The organism is Loktanella sp. R86503, assembly GCF_042466455.1.
Lineage (GTDB): Bacteria > Pseudomonadota > Alphaproteobacteria > Rhodobacterales > Rhodobacteraceae > Loktanella.
Window position 1 is genome coordinate 312,436 of sequence record NZ_JAXHCI010000002.1, and the last position, 16,390, is coordinate 328,825.

A 16,390-nucleotide genomic window follows, 5' to 3' on the forward strand; every position below is an offset into this window, starting at 1 on the left:
GCCCACCCCATCCCCCATTTCGCTTAAGGAGTGCCTGATATGGCCCCCAAGGTTCTGATTTCCGATGCATTGTCGGACGCCGCTGTTCAAATCTTCAAAGATCGCGGTATTGAAGTCGATTTCCAGCCCAAGCTGGGCAAGGACAAGGACGCGCTGGCCGCGATCATTGGCAACTATGACGGTCTGGCAATCCGGTCCGCCACAAAAGCGACCGAAAAGCTGATCCAGGCTGCGACCAACCTCAAGGTTATTGGCCGCGCCGGTATCGGTGTGGACAACGTTGACATTCCGGCTGCATCGAAAAAGGGCATCATTGTGATGAACACGCCCTTTGGCAACTCAATCACTACAGCGGAACATGCGATTTCGCTGATGATGGCTGTTGCACGCCAAATCCCCGAGGCAAACGAATCTACCCATGCCGGCAAGTGGGAAAAGTCCCGCTTTATGGGCGTTGAACTGACCGCCAAGACGCTGGGCGTCATCGGTGCCGGCAATATCGGTTCGATCGTGATCGACCGCGCAAAAGGGCTGCGGATGAAGGTTGTCGCCTATGACCCCTTCCTGTCCGAAGACCGCGCTGTCGAACTGGGCGTCGAAAAGGTCGAACTGGACGAACTGCTGGGCCGCGCTGATTTCATCACCTTCCACGTGCCTCTGACGGACCAGACCCGCAACATTCTGTCCCGCGAAGCCATCGCCAAGCTGAAACCTGGCGTGCGTATCGTGAACTGCGCCCGCGGCGGTCTGGTCGACGAACAGGCTTTGGCCGAGGCGATCAAGGATGGCCGCGTTGCCGGTGCCGCCTTTGACGTCTTTGCCGAAGAGCCAGCCACAAACAGCCCGTTGTTCAACTTGCCCAACGTCGTTGTAACGCCCCACCTTGGCGCTGCCACGACCGAAGCGCAGGAAAACGTCGCCCTGCAAGTGGCAGAGCAGATGTCCGATTATTTGCTGACCGGCGCTGTAACAAATGCGATTAACATGCCGTCGATCACCGCCGACGAATCCAAGATAATGGGCCCCTGGATCACGCTGTCCGGCCACCTTGGCAACTTTATCGGTCAGATGACGGATGAGCCGATCAAGGCGATCAACATCCTGTTCGATGGCGAAGCCGCCGAAATGAACCTCAAGGCGCTGACCGCGTCCACCATCGCTGGCATCATGCGCCGCCGGAACCCGGACGTGAACATGGTGTCTGCCCCTGTTATCGCTAAGGACAACGGCGTGCAGGTCAGCACGACAAAGCAGGACAAGTCCGGTGCCTTTGAAGGTTACATCAAGGTCACGGTTGTCACTGATACCCGCGAACGTTCGGTCGCGGGCACGGTGTTCAGCGACGGCAAGCCGCGCTTCATCCAGATTAAAGGCATCAATGTCGACGCTGAAGTTGGCGAAAACATGCTTTACACAACGAACAAGGACATCCCCGGCATCATTGGCAAGCTGGGCAGCATTCTTGGCGATCACGGTGTGAACATCGCAAACTTCACCCTCGGTCGCTCAGAAGCCAAGGGTGAGGCGATTGCCTTGCTCTATATCGACGAACCGGTCCCCGCTGACGCAGTGAAGGCACTGGAAACATCCGGTCACTTCCAGCAGGTCAAGCCGCTGACCTTTGTGGCTGTCTAAAATTTCATCCCGGCGCAGCAGGTCTGCGCCGGGATTGCTTCATCTGGCTGGATAAACTCCAGCCAGCGGCATCTGCCCTGTCAATCCGTGCTGCGTCTGCTAAGTCTGACTGCAACCAAAGACGGAGTGACACGTGATTTACGCCATCGGTGATATTCATGGCCAAAAGGCGATGCTTGACCATGCGCTTGTTTTGATTTCCGCAGACGGCGGCGCAGCAGAACCCCTTGTTTTTCTTGGTGACTACGCCGACCGTGGCCCGGATAGCTGCGGCGTGATCGACGCGCTGTTGGCAGGTCGCGATACGGGTCTTGATTGGCATTTTATCAAGGGCAACCATGACCGCATGTTTCAGCGTTTTATGGAATCCGGTGATTGTCATGACGTGGCAATCAAGTCTGGCCTGTCCTGGTTGAATTCACGGCTTGGCGGGGACACGACGCTGGCGTCCTATGGTATTATTCCGACTGGTCCTGCCAACTTTGAAAAGGACGATCAGGGCCGCGAGGTTCTGACAACCTACCCCACCACCGAAGGCGATCTGACGCTGACAGAGCTTGTAGCCTTGGCCAGAACGCGCGTGCCGCAGGCGCATCTGGATTTTCTGTCTTCCAACCCCTTGATGCATCAGGCCGAAGGACAACTTTTCGTCCACGCAGGCATTCGCCCCGGTGTTCCGCTTGCTGATCAGGTCGAAGACGACCTGATCTGGATCCGCGACGGCTGGCTGGATAACACCGATGATCATGGCATAATGGTCGTCCACGGGCATACGGCCCTTGATACGCCTGAACATCTGGGTAACCGCATTGATCTGGACGGCGGCGCTGGCTATGGGCGCCCGCTGGTACCGGCTGTGTTCGACAATGGTAAATGGTTTACGCTGACCGATGACGGGCGCAAACCTTTGGTGCCGGCGCACTAAAATCATGCCGCAAACTTTTGATACCTTGGCCAGTTTGATGGCGCATGGCTTTGATACGGTCATCGACGTGCGCAGTCCGGCCGAATTTGCCGAGGATCATATTCCGGGGGCGATCAACCTGCCTGCACTGTCGAATGATCAGCGGGCAGAGGTCGGCACCATTTACAAGCAGGTCAGCGCATTCGATGCGCGAAAAGTCGGCGCGGCGCTTGTCGCTCGCAATGTCGCGGGCCACGTCGAAGGCCCGCTTGCGGAATATGATGGGGCTTGGCGGCCCCTGGTCTATTGCTGGCGCGGCGGGCAGCGGTCTGGCTCTTTTGCGTCGATCCTGCAGCAGATCGGCTGGCGCGCGGATACGATTAAGGGGGGCTATCAGACCTATCGCAGGCTGGTTCATGACGCGATGTATATCGACCCCGTGCCGCACCGTTTGGTGCTGCTTGATGGCTACACCGGAACGGCAAAAACAGCTTTGCTGCATCTGCTGGCAGAGCGTGGCGTGCAGGTTATCGACCTAGAAGGGCTGGCCGCGCATCGCGGTTCGCTTTTAGGCGGCTTGGCTGACGGGCAACCGGCGCAAAAAGGCTTTGAATCGCAACTGGCACAGGCACTTGCAGGGCTGGACCCAACCAAAGTGACCGTGGTCGAAGCGGAAAGCAGCAAGGTCGGTCAGATTGTGCTGCCCAAACAGATCTGGGCCAGCATGTCCGCAGCCCCGCGAATTGAGGTCAAAGCCCCTTTGGCGGCACGCGCCGCGTTCCTGCGCGAGGCTTATGCCGATATCATCGCCAACCCCGCGGTGCTGCGTAAACGGCTGCAACCGCTGCGCAACTTGCGCGGGCATGCGGTTGTCGACGGCTGGGAAACCTTATTGCAGGCAGGCGATTTTACGGCGCTTGCGACTGGCCTTATGGCTGAACACTATGATGCAGCCTACGATAGGTCACGCAAGGTCAATGACCGCACCTGGCTGGGCGAAGTTCATGCCGAAACCTTGGATGCCGCGGGCCGGGCCCGGGCTGCTGACGATCTGGCCCGCCTGATCAACACGCTTTAGGGCAGTGTAATGCCCGGTAGATCGGTGACATAACCGATAATCGACGCGCCGTTGTATCCTGCGCTTTTCAGCTTTTGCAGCAGGTCTGCCGCCTGATCCGGATGAACTGCCGCCAGCAAGCCGCCGGCAGTCTGCGGATCGTAGATCAGATCTGAAATAGGTCCGGCGGGGCCGGTCACGGGGCCGGAACCCGCGATATTGTCCCGAAACAGGGTCGAATGCTGCCCTGCCTTGGCCAAAGCCAAAGCCCCTGCCATGATCGGTATATTTGCCAAGTCCAGCATCGCACCCGTACCTGACGCGTCCCCGATTCCTGACAAATGTCCAGCCAGACCAAAGCCGGTTACGTCAGTCATGGCGTGAGCTTGCGCAAGAATATCGCTTGCCACTGCTTGGGACTGGCACATTAGATCAAGTGCGCCTGCGACGATATCGCCCGACGCGGCACCCGCCATTTCCGCCGCCATGATCACGCCGCTCCCGATAGGTTTTGTCAGGATCAAGGCATCGCCAGGCTGGGCCCCGCGCAACGTGATTGGGGGGCGTGCGCAAATCCCTGTAACAGTCAATCCGATGGTCAGTTCTGCCCCTAGCGATGTATGCCCCCCGACGATGGCGGCCCCGGCAACCGTCAGCGCCTCGTTCGCGGTCTGCATGATTTCCGACAAGGTCCGGGCCTGCAGGTCGGCCGACAGTTTGGGCAGGATTAAATTTACTGTTGCGGCCTGCGGCGCGGCCCCCATTGCCCATATGTCGCCCAGCGCGTGGTTGACAGCGATACGGGTCATCGCAACCGGGTCATCAATGAAAGCGCGCAGGTGGTCGGTGCTGATGACCTGCTGCATGCCGCCCACGGTCAGTAAACCGGCATCATCGCCAGCCACAATTTGTACGTCATCACGCTGCGGCGGTGGCAAGGACTGCAAGGCGCTGCGCAGCGCACCCCGGCCAACCTTTGCCCCGCAGCCCCCACACATCGGCTTATCGCCCAATGCCTCTTTCAGTCCTAGGGCACGGGTCAGGGGCAGGGGGGGCAAGCCCATCGGTACCAGATCTTCAAACTGGCGCATGAATGTTCGGTCAATGCGGTCCTTCCAACGCCACAGCAACGGGCCGGAAAAGGCAGTGCCCATACGTTCCGCCAAAGCGGACTTTTCACCAAGCGAGATAAGTTTGAGGTAATCCTTCTGTGGATGATACGGGCGCAAATCGCCCCCCGACAGTGCGGCGCGCAAGTTATCGAACAGGACCGGTGCCTGCCGCACGGCGTAAACGCCTGCCTTCGGGCGGGGTGCATCGGCAAGGTGGGCACAGTCGCCCACGGCAAAGAGCGATGGATCGGACGACTGCAGCATTTCGTTCACGTTGATGAACCCGTCATGCAGGCTGATCCCGATGTCTTTTTGCCAGTCATGCGGCTTTGCGCCAGCAGCACCGGTCGTGAAATCCGAGGCAATCTCTGTCCCGTCATGCAAGATGACAGCTGTCGCCGTGACGCGGGAAACGCGCGCATCCTCGATCAGCGTCACGCCAAGATCGGCAAGGGCGGCCAGCACCTTGCGCCGCGCCGTTTCCCCCAGCGTATCGACGATTTTACCGCGATCTATCAGATGGGCGACAGGCGCTGATCCATTCGCGCGCAAACTATGTACCATCGCCATTGCCAGCTCTGCCCCGGCGACACCGCCACCTATGATCGCGATGCGTGGCTGCGTCGTAGTGGTGCGAAAGGTATCCCAGCGGCTGGCAAAAGCGCCAAGCGGCTTCGCCGGGATTCCGTAATCGCTGAACCCAGGCAGGTCCGGCATGACCGATGTGATCCCGACATCAACGCTGACGATATCATAGGCGATGGGGGGGCGTCCGGGTACAGTGATTGTCCTTTGCGTTGTATCGATGGCGTTGACCGCACCATTCACCAGCCGCGCGCCGGAAAACCGCGCAAGTTTTACCAAATCGATATCCAGCTCTTCCCTGCTATAGTGGCCTGCGACAAAACCGGGCAGCATGCCGGAATAGGGGGCGGTCGGGCCGGGATTGATGACCGTAACGCGGACGCCGGCCAGCGCCTTCATCCCCCATTTGCGCAGAACTAGCGCGTGTGTGTGCCCCCCGCCAATAAGCACGAGGTCTTTTACCAAAGGAAAATCGCGGTTCATGGTGATACCCACATACCTGACCAGCCGTTGGCGGCCGTAAAGATTGCACGCCGATGGTCCTTGCCCAGATGCACGGCATCGATGTGCACGACAGTCAGTTGCAGCATGCAAAAGCGGCTCTGATCCGGGGTTTTGACATAGTCCAGTGCATCAGAAAGGGCCTGTCCCGGGGGCGGAGCAATGCCATAGGACAAGCGGGCCGCATCCGGCAGGGCATGCCAGTCGTTCGCAACAGAGGTACCTGTGCAGACCGCAACCGTTGCCTGAATACGAACTTGCAAGGCGCGTTCGGCGTCCCAGAAATGCAATGCGGCGCGGGGATGGCTTGCGAGGCTTGCCATCTTGTCTGACCTTACATCGGTGAAGGCATCAAGGCGCGACTTGCTTCGGTCTGCGCTGCGCAGCACCACAGTGCGCGATTCAGGCCAGCCGTCAGGGCTGATGGTGGAAAGTGTTGGCTGCTGCGCTGCAACATTCTTGCGGGCAGCACCCTGCGCCAATTGCTTCCAGACTTCACCGTAAAGCCCCGGCAGGGTTTCGAACCACTCACTCATAACCTGTCATCTCCAGATAGCCGGTGCCGGACTGCGTACCTTTGATGCTGACGGGTCCTTCCCAATAGGGGACAGTTGTCGTCATCCAAGCCTGTGTGTTCAACGCTTCCACGGTAACGTCAACACCCTGCGCAGGCAATTCAAGGCGCCACTGCGTTGGTACGGACCGCCCTTTGACCTGTGACTCCGCAACCGGCGTCGCGGTCAATGCGCCGTTGCCATAGGGCGTTGGTGTGCCATCGGGGGTAATCCAGGTGGCGGAGGTATAATAGGACCCATCCGTTTGGCGCAGTCTGAACCCCATCATCCGCGCGCCATCATCGAAGGAAAGCGAAAACCAATCCCACCCCGTCTGATCGTTTGACAACGGTTGGCTTGACCATTCGCGATCAAGCCAAGCGGTCCCGGTTACAGAGACCTTTCCAGTAGGAAGGACAAGTGTGCCTGCAATGTCGTAGAATGGCTGAGAGTAATAGTAGCTTGCCTGACCGCTGGCGGATTTGACTGAATATCCATCGGCACCCTGCGCAACCAAGGGACCCTTGGCCTCAAGGTCCATATCATAACTGAAATCCGGTCCTGTCGCAGAAAGTTTGCCGTCCTCAATCCCGTAAAACCGCCAGTCATCGATCCAAGCCGTAAATGGGTCGGCCACCACTCCGGCCTGCCCGATTCCGCCCCGCGCAAGGCGTTCTGTGACGAAATGGTCATCCGGCGTGGTGATGGCTGCATGGCCCATCCAAAGCTGTGGATCATCCCAGCTGTCCCGGCTTTGTGGCTTTAGCGCAGAGCGGAACAAGGTCCACTGCAGGCCATACTCGTTGCCATCCACATCCTGGAGGTTGGCGGTCAAATACCACCATTCGATGCGAAAATCCGGGTGCGCGCCGTGGTCAGCGGGAAAGCTGAACTGCGTCTCAGGTTGCGGGATTGCAAACCCGCCCGCATCGCTGCCTAGTCCGGCAAATCCCTGCGCTTGTGCCAAAACAGGCGCAAAGCATAGCAATAGAGCTTTAACGTTCATTCGAAAACACCTTTAGCAGATCGCTTGGCGGTGTGCGGGATAGTCGCCATGCGGGCCAAAATGCCGCCAGAATGGCAGCGATCAGCGCAAAGCCACCCAGCTTAAGGTAATCAAGCGGGAAGACGTACATCGGTAGCCGCCAACCAAAGGCCGCAACATTGACGATCGCCAATAGCGCCCAAGCCAGCGCAAGGCCCAGCGGCAAAGCGATGAGCGCCGTAAGTGCGGCAAGCAATACCGCGCGAACTAACTCTAACCGGCCTAATTCACGCCTAGTGAATCCCATTGCCCATGCCGGTGCCAATTGCGGCACGCGCAGGGCTGCAAGCGTCAGAAGGCTCATCAAAATTGCAAACCCTGCCACAGCAAGCGTCAGAACATTCAGGGCCGTCGTCACCGTAAAAGTGCGGTCAAAAATATCGAGCGAGAGTTGCTTTATCCCTGCTTGATCAATCATGGCGGCGGGAGGAAGATTAAGGTTACGTTCCAGATCCGCAACAAGCGTCGCAACATCACCTGCGGGCAGGCGCAAACCGAACTGAAGCGGCTCTATCTCAGGGAAAAGCGCGGTAAATGCAGGTTCTGAAATGATGGCTTGGCCAATGGGGTTACCGTAGTCGCCGTAGATACCAGCGATCCGGAAATCCTGACCGGCCAGGGAAACCGGATCGCCAATGGATAGGCCGGACCGCCGTGCCAGCTGTTCATTGATAAGCAGGCCGGCCCCGGCGAACACGCCATCCCACGCCCCCTGTGCTGCCTCAAGGAAACGCCAGTTGTCACGATAGGTCGCATCGTTGCGTGCACCGAACACCTCGGCCGGAAGGCCCGCGATTTGCACGGGGGCCGATGCGATTGGCAAAACGGCACGCGTACGCGGTGTGACATAGGCAATGATTTGGTCCGCCTGCGCTGGGCTTTCGGCGGTGACGTACAGCTCTGATGCCAAGCGCTGATCCAGAAAGCCGGTAAAGGTCAAACGGAAGCTGCTAACCATCGTGGACACGCCGACATTTGCGGCCATGGCCAGCAACAGGGCAGCAAGCGCCAGCGACAGTCCGGGCAACTGCTGCCGCGTGTCAGCCCAGAACCATTGCGCCCGCACGCCGTTCGCCATGCGATCAGCAAACGATAGAGCGCGGTCTAGGACAAGGGGCAGTGCCAATGCCGCACCGATCAACATAGTCCCTAATAAGGCAAATCCCGCGATAAGCCCCTGCGCTGTTAGTCCCAGAATTGCTGCCAAAGCCAAAAGCGTCAGTGCAGCCCAACCCTGTATCCGGGCTGATCGTCTGGCAGCCATGCTAAGCGCGCGGGGCGATCCACCGGCCAGCAAAGGCAGCTGCGCAAGCCGCCAGAATGCGGCTGCCGCTGCCATGGCTGTGCCGCCCAGCGCGATGCCGATACCTGACAGCCACCACGACGGACGCAGCTGCAGCGTGCCGGCGACGGTTGCGCCGTATAGACCCTGCAACGTTGCGGCCACATCAGGTAGCAAAAGCGACGCGACGACATAGCCAAGCGCCACACCGATGCCGCCTGCAAGCAAAGCCATGATGGCCAGTTCTGCGGCCATCAAAGCCAGTAACTGTCGCAGTGGTACGCCAAGCGCCCGAAGCGTCCGCATCACGGGCCGTCGCTGTTCGAATGCAAGGCCAATGGCACCGTTGACGATAAAGATGCCGACAGCAAAGGACAGCAGGCCAAAAGCAGTCAGATTTAGGTGGAAACTATCCGTCAAACGCCCAATATCAGAGCCTGATTGAGCGACTTGTCGTGACAAGTCAGGTGCAATGGCATCCAGCGGTTTTTGTCCGATAGGCTGCATTGGTCCGACGATTAACCGGTCAATCTGGCCCGAACGGCCCAGCATCCGCTGGGCCGCGCCGATGTCCATAGCAACTGTCCCTGGTGCGACATCGGAGGAGACTACTTTTGCAATATCCCCAGGCAGCGCTTCTAGCGCATCTTGTTGCCCGAATGCCTGTCCGGGGGCGGTTAGGAATGCTGCGATATCTGCGCCCTCGGCCAGCTGCACCGGACCCAAACCCCCGAATGTTGTCAAGGGATCCAGACCGACGATGCGAACGCCATCCAGCCGCCCTTCAATTACTGGCGATACCAACCAGCCTGCGCGTCGTAGAGCGACGTAGGTGTCTTGCGAAATCGGCTGGCCATCACGGCGCAATAGCTGATCAAATGTGCCTTCGCCCAACGTCGCTGCCGCGGCATCGTAGCTGGCCTTTGCTTCCGAATTGATCGCTTGCACGCCAGACCAAAGCGCCGTTGCCAGCGCAAGCCCAGCGAGCAATGTAAAAAGTTGAAGCGGATTGCGCTTCCAATGCGACAGCAGCGCGGCAAAGACAGCACGCGTCATGCGATCCGGCCTCGCGCCAAATGCAATCGTCGCATCATCTGTCCGGCCAGCCGTTCCGAATGTGTAACCATCAACAGACCTGCACCGGTATCTGCCACAAGTTCCAGCATCAAGGTTAGAACCTGCGCCGCTGTCGCCTCGTCCAGATTGCCGGTCGGTTCGTCAGCTAGCACCAGTTTGGGGCGCGGCGCGAGTGTGCGGGCGATGGCGACGCGCTGCTGCTGCCCGCCGGAAAGCTGTTCGGGGTATTTTCGCAGCTGCGGTGTCAGTCCCATGCGCTCTGCCAGTGTGGCGCACCAGTCAGGGTCGTGCCGTCCGGCAAGTCGTGCCTGAAAGGCAATGTTGTCAGCAATGCGCAGGCTAGGGATTAGGTTGAACTGTTGGAAAACGACGCCAACGCTATTGCGCCTGACGCGCGCACGGCCAACGTCATCCATCGCTGTCAGATCCTCGTCGCCAAGCAGGATCTGGCCGCCGTCTGGCGTATCCAGCCCGCCGATCAGGTGTAGCAAAGTGCTTTTGCCAGACCCGCTTTCCCCGGTAAGAGCCAGCGTCTCGCCCCGGTCCAGGGCCATATCGATACCGCGCAGCACGTCAAACGGACCATCCGCCGTAGCATAGGTTTTGCGCAGGTCAGTCACGGTCAGCAGCATCGGGCCCTCTTTCGTTGAATCATACCTATGGCGGGAATGGGGCATGAACAGTGCAGGTGGTCCCTTTGCCGCAGATGACGACACGTTTTGCTGGCATCGGCCGCCCTTGCTTGTCATCCTGCGGTAAACCGGAAGGAGTTACCATGTCTGACATCGTCATCTTGGGCGGCGCACGCACCGCGATCGGATCATTTGGAGGGGCGCTGGCAGGGACGCCCCCAATCACCTTGGGCGCGACAGTGGCCGAGGCGGCAATGGCCCGTGCAGGCGTTGATCCTGCGCAGATCGGGCAGGTTGCCTTTGGCCACGTCATTAACACAGAACCGCGGGATATGTATCTTTCGCGTGTTGCGGCGATGGATGCGGGTGTGCCAGATACGACGGCGGCGATGAACGTGAACCGTTTGTGCGGGTCCGGCGTGCAGGCTATCATTTCGGTCGTGCAGGCCTTGCAGCTTGGCGATGCGGATTTCGGTCTGGCCGGGGGTGCCGAAAACATGTCGCGGTCCCCGTTCATCGTCAGTGACCAGCGCTGGGGCGCTAAAATGGGCGACATCCAGACCCGCGACATGATGCTGGGCGCGCTGAACTGCCCGTTTGGCACCGGCCATATGGGCATCACTGCGGAAAACGTCAGCGCAGAGCATGATATTAGCCGCGAGGCGCAGGATGCCTTTGCATTGGAAAGTCAGACCCGCGCTGCCAAGGCCATGACAGAAGGCAGGTTCGATAGCCAGATTGTGCCGGTCATGCTGAAAACCCGCCGTGAAACCTTTGAATTCAAGGTCGACGAACATCCCAAGGCGACAACCGCAGAGGCGCTTGCCGGGCTGCGCCCCGCATTTCGAAAAGATGGCAGCGTGACCGCAGGTAACGCATCTGGGCTGAATGACGGGGCTGCTGCAATTACGCTGGCTACTATGGATGCAGCGGAGAAGGCTGGCCTGACGCCGCGTTTCCGCGTGCTGGGCTATGCCCATGCCGGCGTCCGGCCGGAGGTGATGGGCATTGGTCCCGTGCCCGCTGTGCGAAAGCTACTGGAACGCACGGGGCTGAAGGCGGACGATTTTGATGTCATCGAAAGCAATGAAGCCTTTGCCGCGCAGGCGTTGGCTGTCAGCAAGGAATTGGGTTTTGACCCTGCAAAGGTGAACCCGAATGGCGGCGCCGTTGCTTTGGGGCATCCGGTGGGCGCGACAGGCGCGATCATTACCGTGAAAGCGATGTACGAGCTGGACCGGATCGGCGGTAAGCGCGCCTTGATCACAATGTGTATTGGCGGCGGTCAGGGCATCGCCTTAGCGATTGAACGCCTGAGCTGACGCGCGGCGACACCGATTTTTCATCCAAAAATCGGGGCAAGGGGGAAACGTGTCGCGGCGAACGTTTCCCCTAGGCCGTCAATAAAACAGCGCAGCGTTGTTGATCAGCAAGATCCGGATAATTTCAATTCCGATCAATGCGACGATCGGGGACAGATCAATCCCGCCAAGGTTTGGCAGTACACGGCGCAGCGGGCCATAAATAGGTTCCAGAATGCGCTGTAATGTGTACCAGATTTGGCCAACCAGGGGTTGGCGAACATTCAGGACATCAAAGCTAATGAGCCAGCTCATGATGAAGTGGGCAAAGATAAAGAACCGCGCGACACCAAGCAGCAGTAGCAGGATCTGAAACAGGGATGTCATCGGCAGCACTTCCTTATTTTAAGTTGTGTCGCAGGTAAGCGGTCAAAGCGGTTCAAACAACCCCTTTCCTGAGTGTCGCTTTTCATCAACCGCTTGCCAGCCTGCGGTATCCCGGTGTCTAGTCGCCGAAAACAGGGGGCCTGCAATGGCGGTATCGAAAAAGCGGATCTGGGGCTGGATGGCCTTTGATTGGGCGTCGCAGCCATTTTACACGCTGGGACTTACATTTGTCTTCGGCCCCTATTTCGCCCTGGTCGCTACCCAAGCCTTTGTCAGCGATGGTTTGCTGGAAGATGCAGCAAAAGCGCAGGCGCAATCAATCTGGTCGATCGGGCAAACCGTTGCAGGCCTGCTTATTGCGATTTCTGCCCCTTTTCTCGGGGCCTATGCAGATAATTCAGGTCGCAAGATCCCATGGATTGCAGGTTTTTCCATCGTTTTCATCCTGGCCTCCTGGTCGCTGTGGGGGCTGACACCGGATGGCGCGGGTCTGTATGTGATCCTGCTGTTGTTTTATGTTGCATTCTTTGCCAGCGAATCTGCGCTTAATTTTGTGAATGCAATTCTGCCAAGTCTTGGCACTGACAGGGAAATCGGCCGCATTTCTGGGTCCGGTGCGGCTTTTGGGTATTGGGGCGGGGTCACGTCTCTTTTTATCTTGCTGCTGCTGTTCGTCGAAAGCGGCGATACCGGCCTGACCTTGCTTGGCAATCCGCCGCTGTTCGGTCTTGATCCCGCACAGATGGAAGGCACGCGCAGCGTCGGCCCGTTCATAGCACTATGGTATATCATCTTTATGATCCCGTTTTTCGCCTATGTGCGCGACACCCCCGTGCTGCGCACAAGGCGCACGTCGCTGCGCGCCGTCTGGGCCGATCTGATGGCGACGCTGCGCAACGTCCTGCACCGGCGCAGCCTCAAGTACTTTCTACTGTCGTCGATGTTCTATCGCGATGCTTTGAATGCGCTCTACGCCTTTGGCGGTGTCTATGCCCAGCTTGTTTTGGGGTGGAGCGTCGTAAAGATCGGTATCTTCGGTATTCTGGCCGCGATTGCCGCGGCTATTTTCACATGGCTCGGCGGGCTTGCGGATCACAGGTTCGGACCAAAGCCGGTTATTCGGGCATGTATCTGGTTCCTGATCGTCGTCGGGTGCCTGATCGTCGGCATGTCCCGCGACCAGCTGTTTGGCATTCCGCTTGCTGCGGGATCGCGCATTCCGGATCTGGTGTTCTATGGATGCGGCATGGTCATCGGCGGGGCAGGCGGCGCAATCTATGCGGCCAGTCGCACAATGATGGTCCGGCATACTCAGGCGGATCGCCCGGCAGAGGCATTTGGCCTGTTCGCCCTGACTGGAAAGGCAACCGCATTTCTAGCCCCTGCAAGTATTGCCCTGTTCACAATTATGACAGGAAACGTACAACTTGGCTTTCTGCCCGTCATCTTTCTGTTCCTCCTAGGGCTGTTCCTGCTAAGGTGGGTCAACAAAGACGGGGACCGGGCAGCATGATCCGCATTACAGCAACAATCGCACTGATCGCGGGCCTTGCGGCCTGTCAGCAAGAAGCAAAGGTCGCAACGACGGTGCAGCCGGCGATTTCGACACAGAATACGAATGACACACGGATCGCCAAACAAGTGTTCGGCCGTTTGCCAACGGCATCCAATCAGCCTTCTGCACCTGTCGGATTCTATTCAAAAGGATGTCAGGCCGGCGCTGCGGAACTGGCTGAAACAGGGGCAACCTGGCAGGCGATGCGTTTGTCGCGCAATCGCAATTGGGGCCAACCAGAGCTTGTTGACTTTGTACAGGACCTGTCCCGCTTTGCCGCGCAGCAGCCTGGTTGGAATGGCCTTTACCTGGGCGACATGAGCCAGCCACGCGGTGGTCCGATGCTAAGCGGTCACGCCAGCCACCAAATCGGCCTTGACGCGGATATCTGGTTGAAGCCCGCCAACAACCTGTCCTTGTCCCGGACAGATCGCGAAAATATCTCCTCCGACCGGATGGATCGCAACGGCGGTGCCTACGTCAACAGCAGCTGGACCCCCGCGCACGAGGCGATTGTGCGCGCTGCGGCCTCTGACCCGCGTGTGGCCCGGATTTTCATTTTTCCGGGTGCCAAGGTCGAGATGTGTAAAAACGCAACAGGTGACCGCAGCTGGCTGAACAAGGTGCGCCCGTGGTATGGTCATAACTACCACTTTCATGTGCGTCTGAACTGCCCGGCCGGTTCCAGTGTCTGCGCGCCGCAGGATCCCCCGCCGCCCGGTGATGGCTGCGCCGATGCCGCCGCCTGGGTCGACAACATTGTGAATCCCAAGCCTGCGCCACCCGCAGACCCCAACGCGCCGAAACCTGCGCCAAAGCGGGAACTGACAATGGCCAGCTTGCCGGCCCAGTGTGCCGCCGTCGCCGCGAACTGATTATGCGCCGTTTGCTGATTGCCATCGCCCTGCTTGCAGGGTGCAGTCAGGCGTTTGGCCAGACGATGGCAAGCGGCGTCACCCAAGTTGGTCGCTTCATCTGGTTGAACGATGATCCTGCATTTGGCGGCATGTCGGGGATTGAAATCAGCGCGGACGGGTCACGCTTTACCGCGCTGAGCGACCGCAGCACCCTGTGGCAGGGCACTGTTACACGAAAAGGCGGCGTCATAACGGCAATGACGCCGGATCTGGTTACCCCACTGCATATCTCTGACGGAAGCAAAACGACCCATCACAATGGCGATTCCGAAGGCCTGGCCCTTGGCGCTGATGGCACCGTCTATGTCTCGTTCGAGGGACTGGCCCGTGTTGCCGCCTATCCCGATGTGACGGGATCTGCCGTGCGAATTCCCCGGATGGCCGCGTTTGATGCCATGCAATCCAACGCCTCGCTTGAAGCATTGGCGATCTCGGCCGATGGCGCACTATATACCTTGCCAGAGCGGTCTGGCAGCGCTTTGCAGCCGTTTCCGGTCTACCGCTATCAGGACGACCGCTGGACCACCGCGTTCGAGATTTCGCGGACGGGGCCATTCCTGCCTGTTGGTGCGGATATCGGCCCGGACGGGTTGTTTTATTTACTCGAACGCGACTTTACCGGCATCGGCTTTCGCAGCCGGATCAGGCGGTTTGACATGGCGGGTGGCGGGGCTGAAACTTTGCTGGAAACTCGCACAGGTGTGCATGACAACCTTGAAGGTATTTCGGTCTGGCGCGATTCAGCGGGTGCGATCCGGATGACGCTGATTGCGGATGACAACTTCAAGTTCTTTCAAACGACCGAAGTCGTGGAATACCGCGTCGCTGATTGACCTGCTGGGCAAGGCCAGTTAAGCCACGCCGTCCCTGAATGCTTCGGGGGCCAAGTGCCGCACCCTTGCCAAAACGGATCAAATCTTATGCGTATTCTTCCCGGCGTTATCGCCATGGCCGCCATTGTTGTGGCCTCCAACATCCTTGTTCAATTCCTGATACTTGACGGCCTGCTGACCTGGGGCGCGTTCACCTATCCGCTTGCGTTTCTTGTGACGGATTTGATGAACCGTATCTATGGCGTATCTGCTGCGCGCCGTGTTGTCCTGGTCGGCCTTGTTGTCGGCATCGTTTGTTCTGTGATCGGTAGCCAGATCCAGCTGGAATTCGGCCCCGCCGTGCCTGTTCGTGTTGCCATCGCCTCTGCCACCGGTTTTGGTGTCGCGCAGCTGCTGGACATCACTGTATTCAACCGCTTGCGCGGCGGTGTGTGGTGGAAAGCGCCATTGGGGTCGACGCTGGTGTCATCTGTCGTGGATACGGTCATCTTCTTTTCGATCGCTTTCGCGGCCACCTTCAACAGCTTCAGCGCAAGCGCTGCGGATCAGATCATCTGGGCGCAAGATGCGGTGCCATTCCTGAACGCCGGGCCGCTGGTGCCGTTGTGGGTGTCGCTTGCCGTGGCCGACTGGTCGGTCAAAATCCTAGTCGCGGTGCTGGCCCTTGTGCCATTTCGCCTGATTGTTGGGCGGGTCACACAGGCACGCATTTAACCGCGATAGGCGGTGTATTTTAATTTGACATACACGATATGTGTGCCACCTTCGGACATAGGCGAAACTTATGAAAGGAGGTGATCCAGTGCATCATGAAGTTCTGGAGAAGTGTGTCGGGACAGCTTGGGGGGTTCTGATCTAAGGCAGCCCTTAGGTCTGTAACCCTTCAGGTGGGTGGCCCGCTTGCGGTCCCTAACCGACCCACCTCCGATATTCAGGAAAGGGCTATCCCATCGCCGGGGTAGCCCTTTTTTATGTCACGCGGTTCGCGGCCGCTTATGGGCATCGCGGTTGGC

At 58.8% G+C, this 16,390-nt stretch carries 14 protein-coding genes; 8 read left to right on the plus strand and 6 right to left on the minus strand.

What is annotated here, in order from left to right; genetic code table 11:
• The first annotated feature begins 39 nt into the window (after positions 1-39).
• From serA to mnmH, 3 genes are all read left to right on the plus strand, one after another.
• Positions 40-1,635 (plus strand): phosphoglycerate dehydrogenase, encoded by a 1,596-nt coding sequence (gene serA / locus SJY10_RS02520; RefSeq protein WP_386679472.1) that lies wholly within the window; start codon positions 40-42, stop codon positions 1,633-1,635.
• A gap of 133 nt (positions 1,636-1,768) precedes the next feature.
• A complete protein-coding gene (locus SJY10_RS02525; protein ID WP_386679473.1) occupies positions 1,769-2,560 on the plus strand; it encodes a metallophosphoesterase in 792 nt (263 codons plus the stop codon).
• A gap of 4 nt (positions 2,561-2,564) precedes the next feature.
• A complete protein-coding gene (mnmH, locus tag SJY10_RS02530) occupies positions 2,565-3,617 on the plus strand; it encodes a tRNA 2-selenouridine(34) synthase MnmH (protein WP_386679474.1) in 1,053 nt (350 codons plus the stop codon).
• On the opposite strand, the gene selD is transcribed toward mnmH, so the two are convergent.
• From selD to SJY10_RS02555, 5 genes are read right to left on the minus strand one after another with little or no spacing between them, the layout of a single operon-like run.
• Positions 3,614-5,776: a selenide, water dikinase SelD gene (gene selD / locus SJY10_RS02535; protein WP_386679475.1), complete on the minus strand. Its 2,163-nt coding sequence runs from the start codon at positions 5,774-5,776 to the stop codon at positions 3,614-3,616. The genes mnmH and selD overlap by 4 nt on opposite strands.
• Positions 5,773-6,330 carry a pyridoxamine 5'-phosphate oxidase family protein gene (locus SJY10_RS02540; RefSeq protein WP_386679476.1) on the minus strand — a complete coding sequence of 186 codons (558 nt, stop codon included), beginning with the start codon at positions 6,328-6,330 and terminating at the stop codon, positions 5,773-5,775. Before SJY10_RS02540 ends, selD begins: the two co-directional genes overlap by 4 nt.
• Positions 6,323-7,354: a lipocalin-like domain-containing protein gene (locus SJY10_RS02545; RefSeq protein ID WP_386679477.1), complete on the minus strand. Its 1,032-nt coding sequence runs from the start codon at positions 7,352-7,354 to the stop codon at positions 6,323-6,325. Before SJY10_RS02545 ends, SJY10_RS02540 begins: the two co-directional genes overlap by 8 nt.
• Entirely contained in the window at positions 7,344-9,731 is a 2,388-nt protein-coding gene (locus SJY10_RS02550) for an FtsX-like permease family protein (RefSeq protein ID WP_386679478.1), read from the minus strand. The genes SJY10_RS02545 and SJY10_RS02550 overlap by 11 nt, the downstream gene beginning before the upstream one ends.
• Positions 9,728-10,384, minus strand: coding sequence for an ABC transporter ATP-binding protein (locus SJY10_RS02555; protein ID WP_386679479.1), 657 nt, complete (start codon positions 10,382-10,384; stop codon positions 9,728-9,730). The genes SJY10_RS02550 and SJY10_RS02555 overlap by 4 nt, the downstream gene beginning before the upstream one ends.
• 143 nt (positions 10,385-10,527) lie before the next feature.
• On the opposite strand from SJY10_RS02555, the gene SJY10_RS02560 reads away from it, so the two are divergent.
• Complete coding sequence (locus SJY10_RS02560) at positions 10,528-11,706, plus strand: acetyl-CoA C-acyltransferase family protein (protein WP_386679480.1); 1,179 nt, start codon at positions 10,528-10,530, stop codon at positions 11,704-11,706.
• A 78-nt stretch (positions 11,707-11,784) separates the two neighbouring features.
• Here the strand turns inward: SJY10_RS02560 and SJY10_RS02565 are convergent, their stop codons facing one another.
• On the minus strand, positions 11,785-12,072 hold the full coding sequence (locus SJY10_RS02565) for a YggT family protein (RefSeq protein ID WP_386679481.1): 288 nt from the start codon (positions 12,070-12,072) through the stop codon (positions 11,785-11,787).
• A gap of 145 nt (positions 12,073-12,217) precedes the next feature.
• On the opposite strand from SJY10_RS02565, the gene SJY10_RS02570 reads away from it, so the two are divergent.
• The 4 genes from SJY10_RS02570 to SJY10_RS02585 all read left to right on the plus strand — a co-directional run bounded on the left by SJY10_RS02570 (position 12,218) and on the right by SJY10_RS02585 (position 16,091).
• On the plus strand, positions 12,218-13,585 hold the full coding sequence (locus SJY10_RS02570; RefSeq protein ID WP_386679482.1) for an MFS transporter: 1,368 nt from the start codon (positions 12,218-12,220) through the stop codon (positions 13,583-13,585).
• Positions 13,582-14,502 (plus strand): penicillin-insensitive murein endopeptidase, encoded by a 921-nt coding sequence (gene mepA, locus SJY10_RS02575; protein WP_386679483.1) that lies wholly within the window; start codon positions 13,582-13,584, stop codon positions 14,500-14,502. Before SJY10_RS02570 ends, mepA begins: the two co-directional genes overlap by 4 nt.
• Positions 14,503-14,504: 2 nt before the next feature.
• Positions 14,505-15,377 carry an esterase-like activity of phytase family protein gene (locus SJY10_RS02580; RefSeq protein ID WP_386679484.1) on the plus strand — a complete coding sequence of 291 codons (873 nt, stop codon included), beginning with the start codon at positions 14,505-14,507 and terminating at the stop codon, positions 15,375-15,377.
• 87 nt (positions 15,378-15,464) lie between these two features.
• Complete coding sequence (locus SJY10_RS02585) at positions 15,465-16,091, plus strand: queuosine precursor transporter (protein WP_386679485.1); 627 nt, start codon at positions 15,465-15,467, stop codon at positions 16,089-16,091.
• Positions 16,092-16,390 lie beyond the last annotated feature (299 nt).

Excerpts from the sequence above, each read along its gene's own strand:
- serA (WP_386679472.1), top strand. The coding sequence starts at position 40 with ATGGCCCCCAAGGTTCTGATTTCCGATGCATTGTCGGACGCCGCTGTT.
- mnmH (WP_386679474.1), top strand. The coding sequence starts at position 2,565 with ATGCCGCAAACTTTTGATACCTTGGCCAGTTTGATGGCGCATGGCTTT.
- selD (WP_386679475.1), bottom strand. The coding sequence starts at position 5,776 with ATGAACCGCGATTTTCCTTTGGTAAAAGACCTCGTGCTTATTGGCGGG.
- SJY10_RS02540 (WP_386679476.1), bottom strand. The coding sequence starts at position 6,330 with ATGAGTGAGTGGTTCGAAACCCTGCCGGGGCTTTACGGTGAAGTCTGG.
- SJY10_RS02545 (WP_386679477.1), bottom strand. The coding sequence starts at position 7,354 with ATGAACGTTAAAGCTCTATTGCTATGCTTTGCGCCTGTTTTGGCACAA.
- SJY10_RS02550 (WP_386679478.1), bottom strand. The coding sequence starts at position 9,731 with ATGACGCGTGCTGTCTTTGCCGCGCTGCTGTCGCATTGGAAGCGCAAT.
- SJY10_RS02555 (WP_386679479.1), bottom strand. The coding sequence starts at position 10,384 with ATGCTGCTGACCGTGACTGACCTGCGCAAAACCTATGCTACGGCGGAT.
- SJY10_RS02560 (WP_386679480.1), top strand. The coding sequence starts at position 10,528 with ATGTCTGACATCGTCATCTTGGGCGGCGCACGCACCGCGATCGGATCA.
- SJY10_RS02565 (WP_386679481.1), bottom strand. The coding sequence starts at position 12,072 with ATGACATCCCTGTTTCAGATCCTGCTACTGCTGCTTGGTGTCGCGCGG.
- SJY10_RS02570 (WP_386679482.1), top strand. The coding sequence starts at position 12,218 with ATGGCGGTATCGAAAAAGCGGATCTGGGGCTGGATGGCCTTTGATTGG.
- mepA (WP_386679483.1), top strand. The coding sequence starts at position 13,582 with ATGATCCGCATTACAGCAACAATCGCACTGATCGCGGGCCTTGCGGCC.
- SJY10_RS02580 (WP_386679484.1), top strand. The coding sequence starts at position 14,505 with ATGCGCCGTTTGCTGATTGCCATCGCCCTGCTTGCAGGGTGCAGTCAG.
- SJY10_RS02585 (WP_386679485.1), top strand. The coding sequence starts at position 15,465 with ATGCGTATTCTTCCCGGCGTTATCGCCATGGCCGCCATTGTTGTGGCC.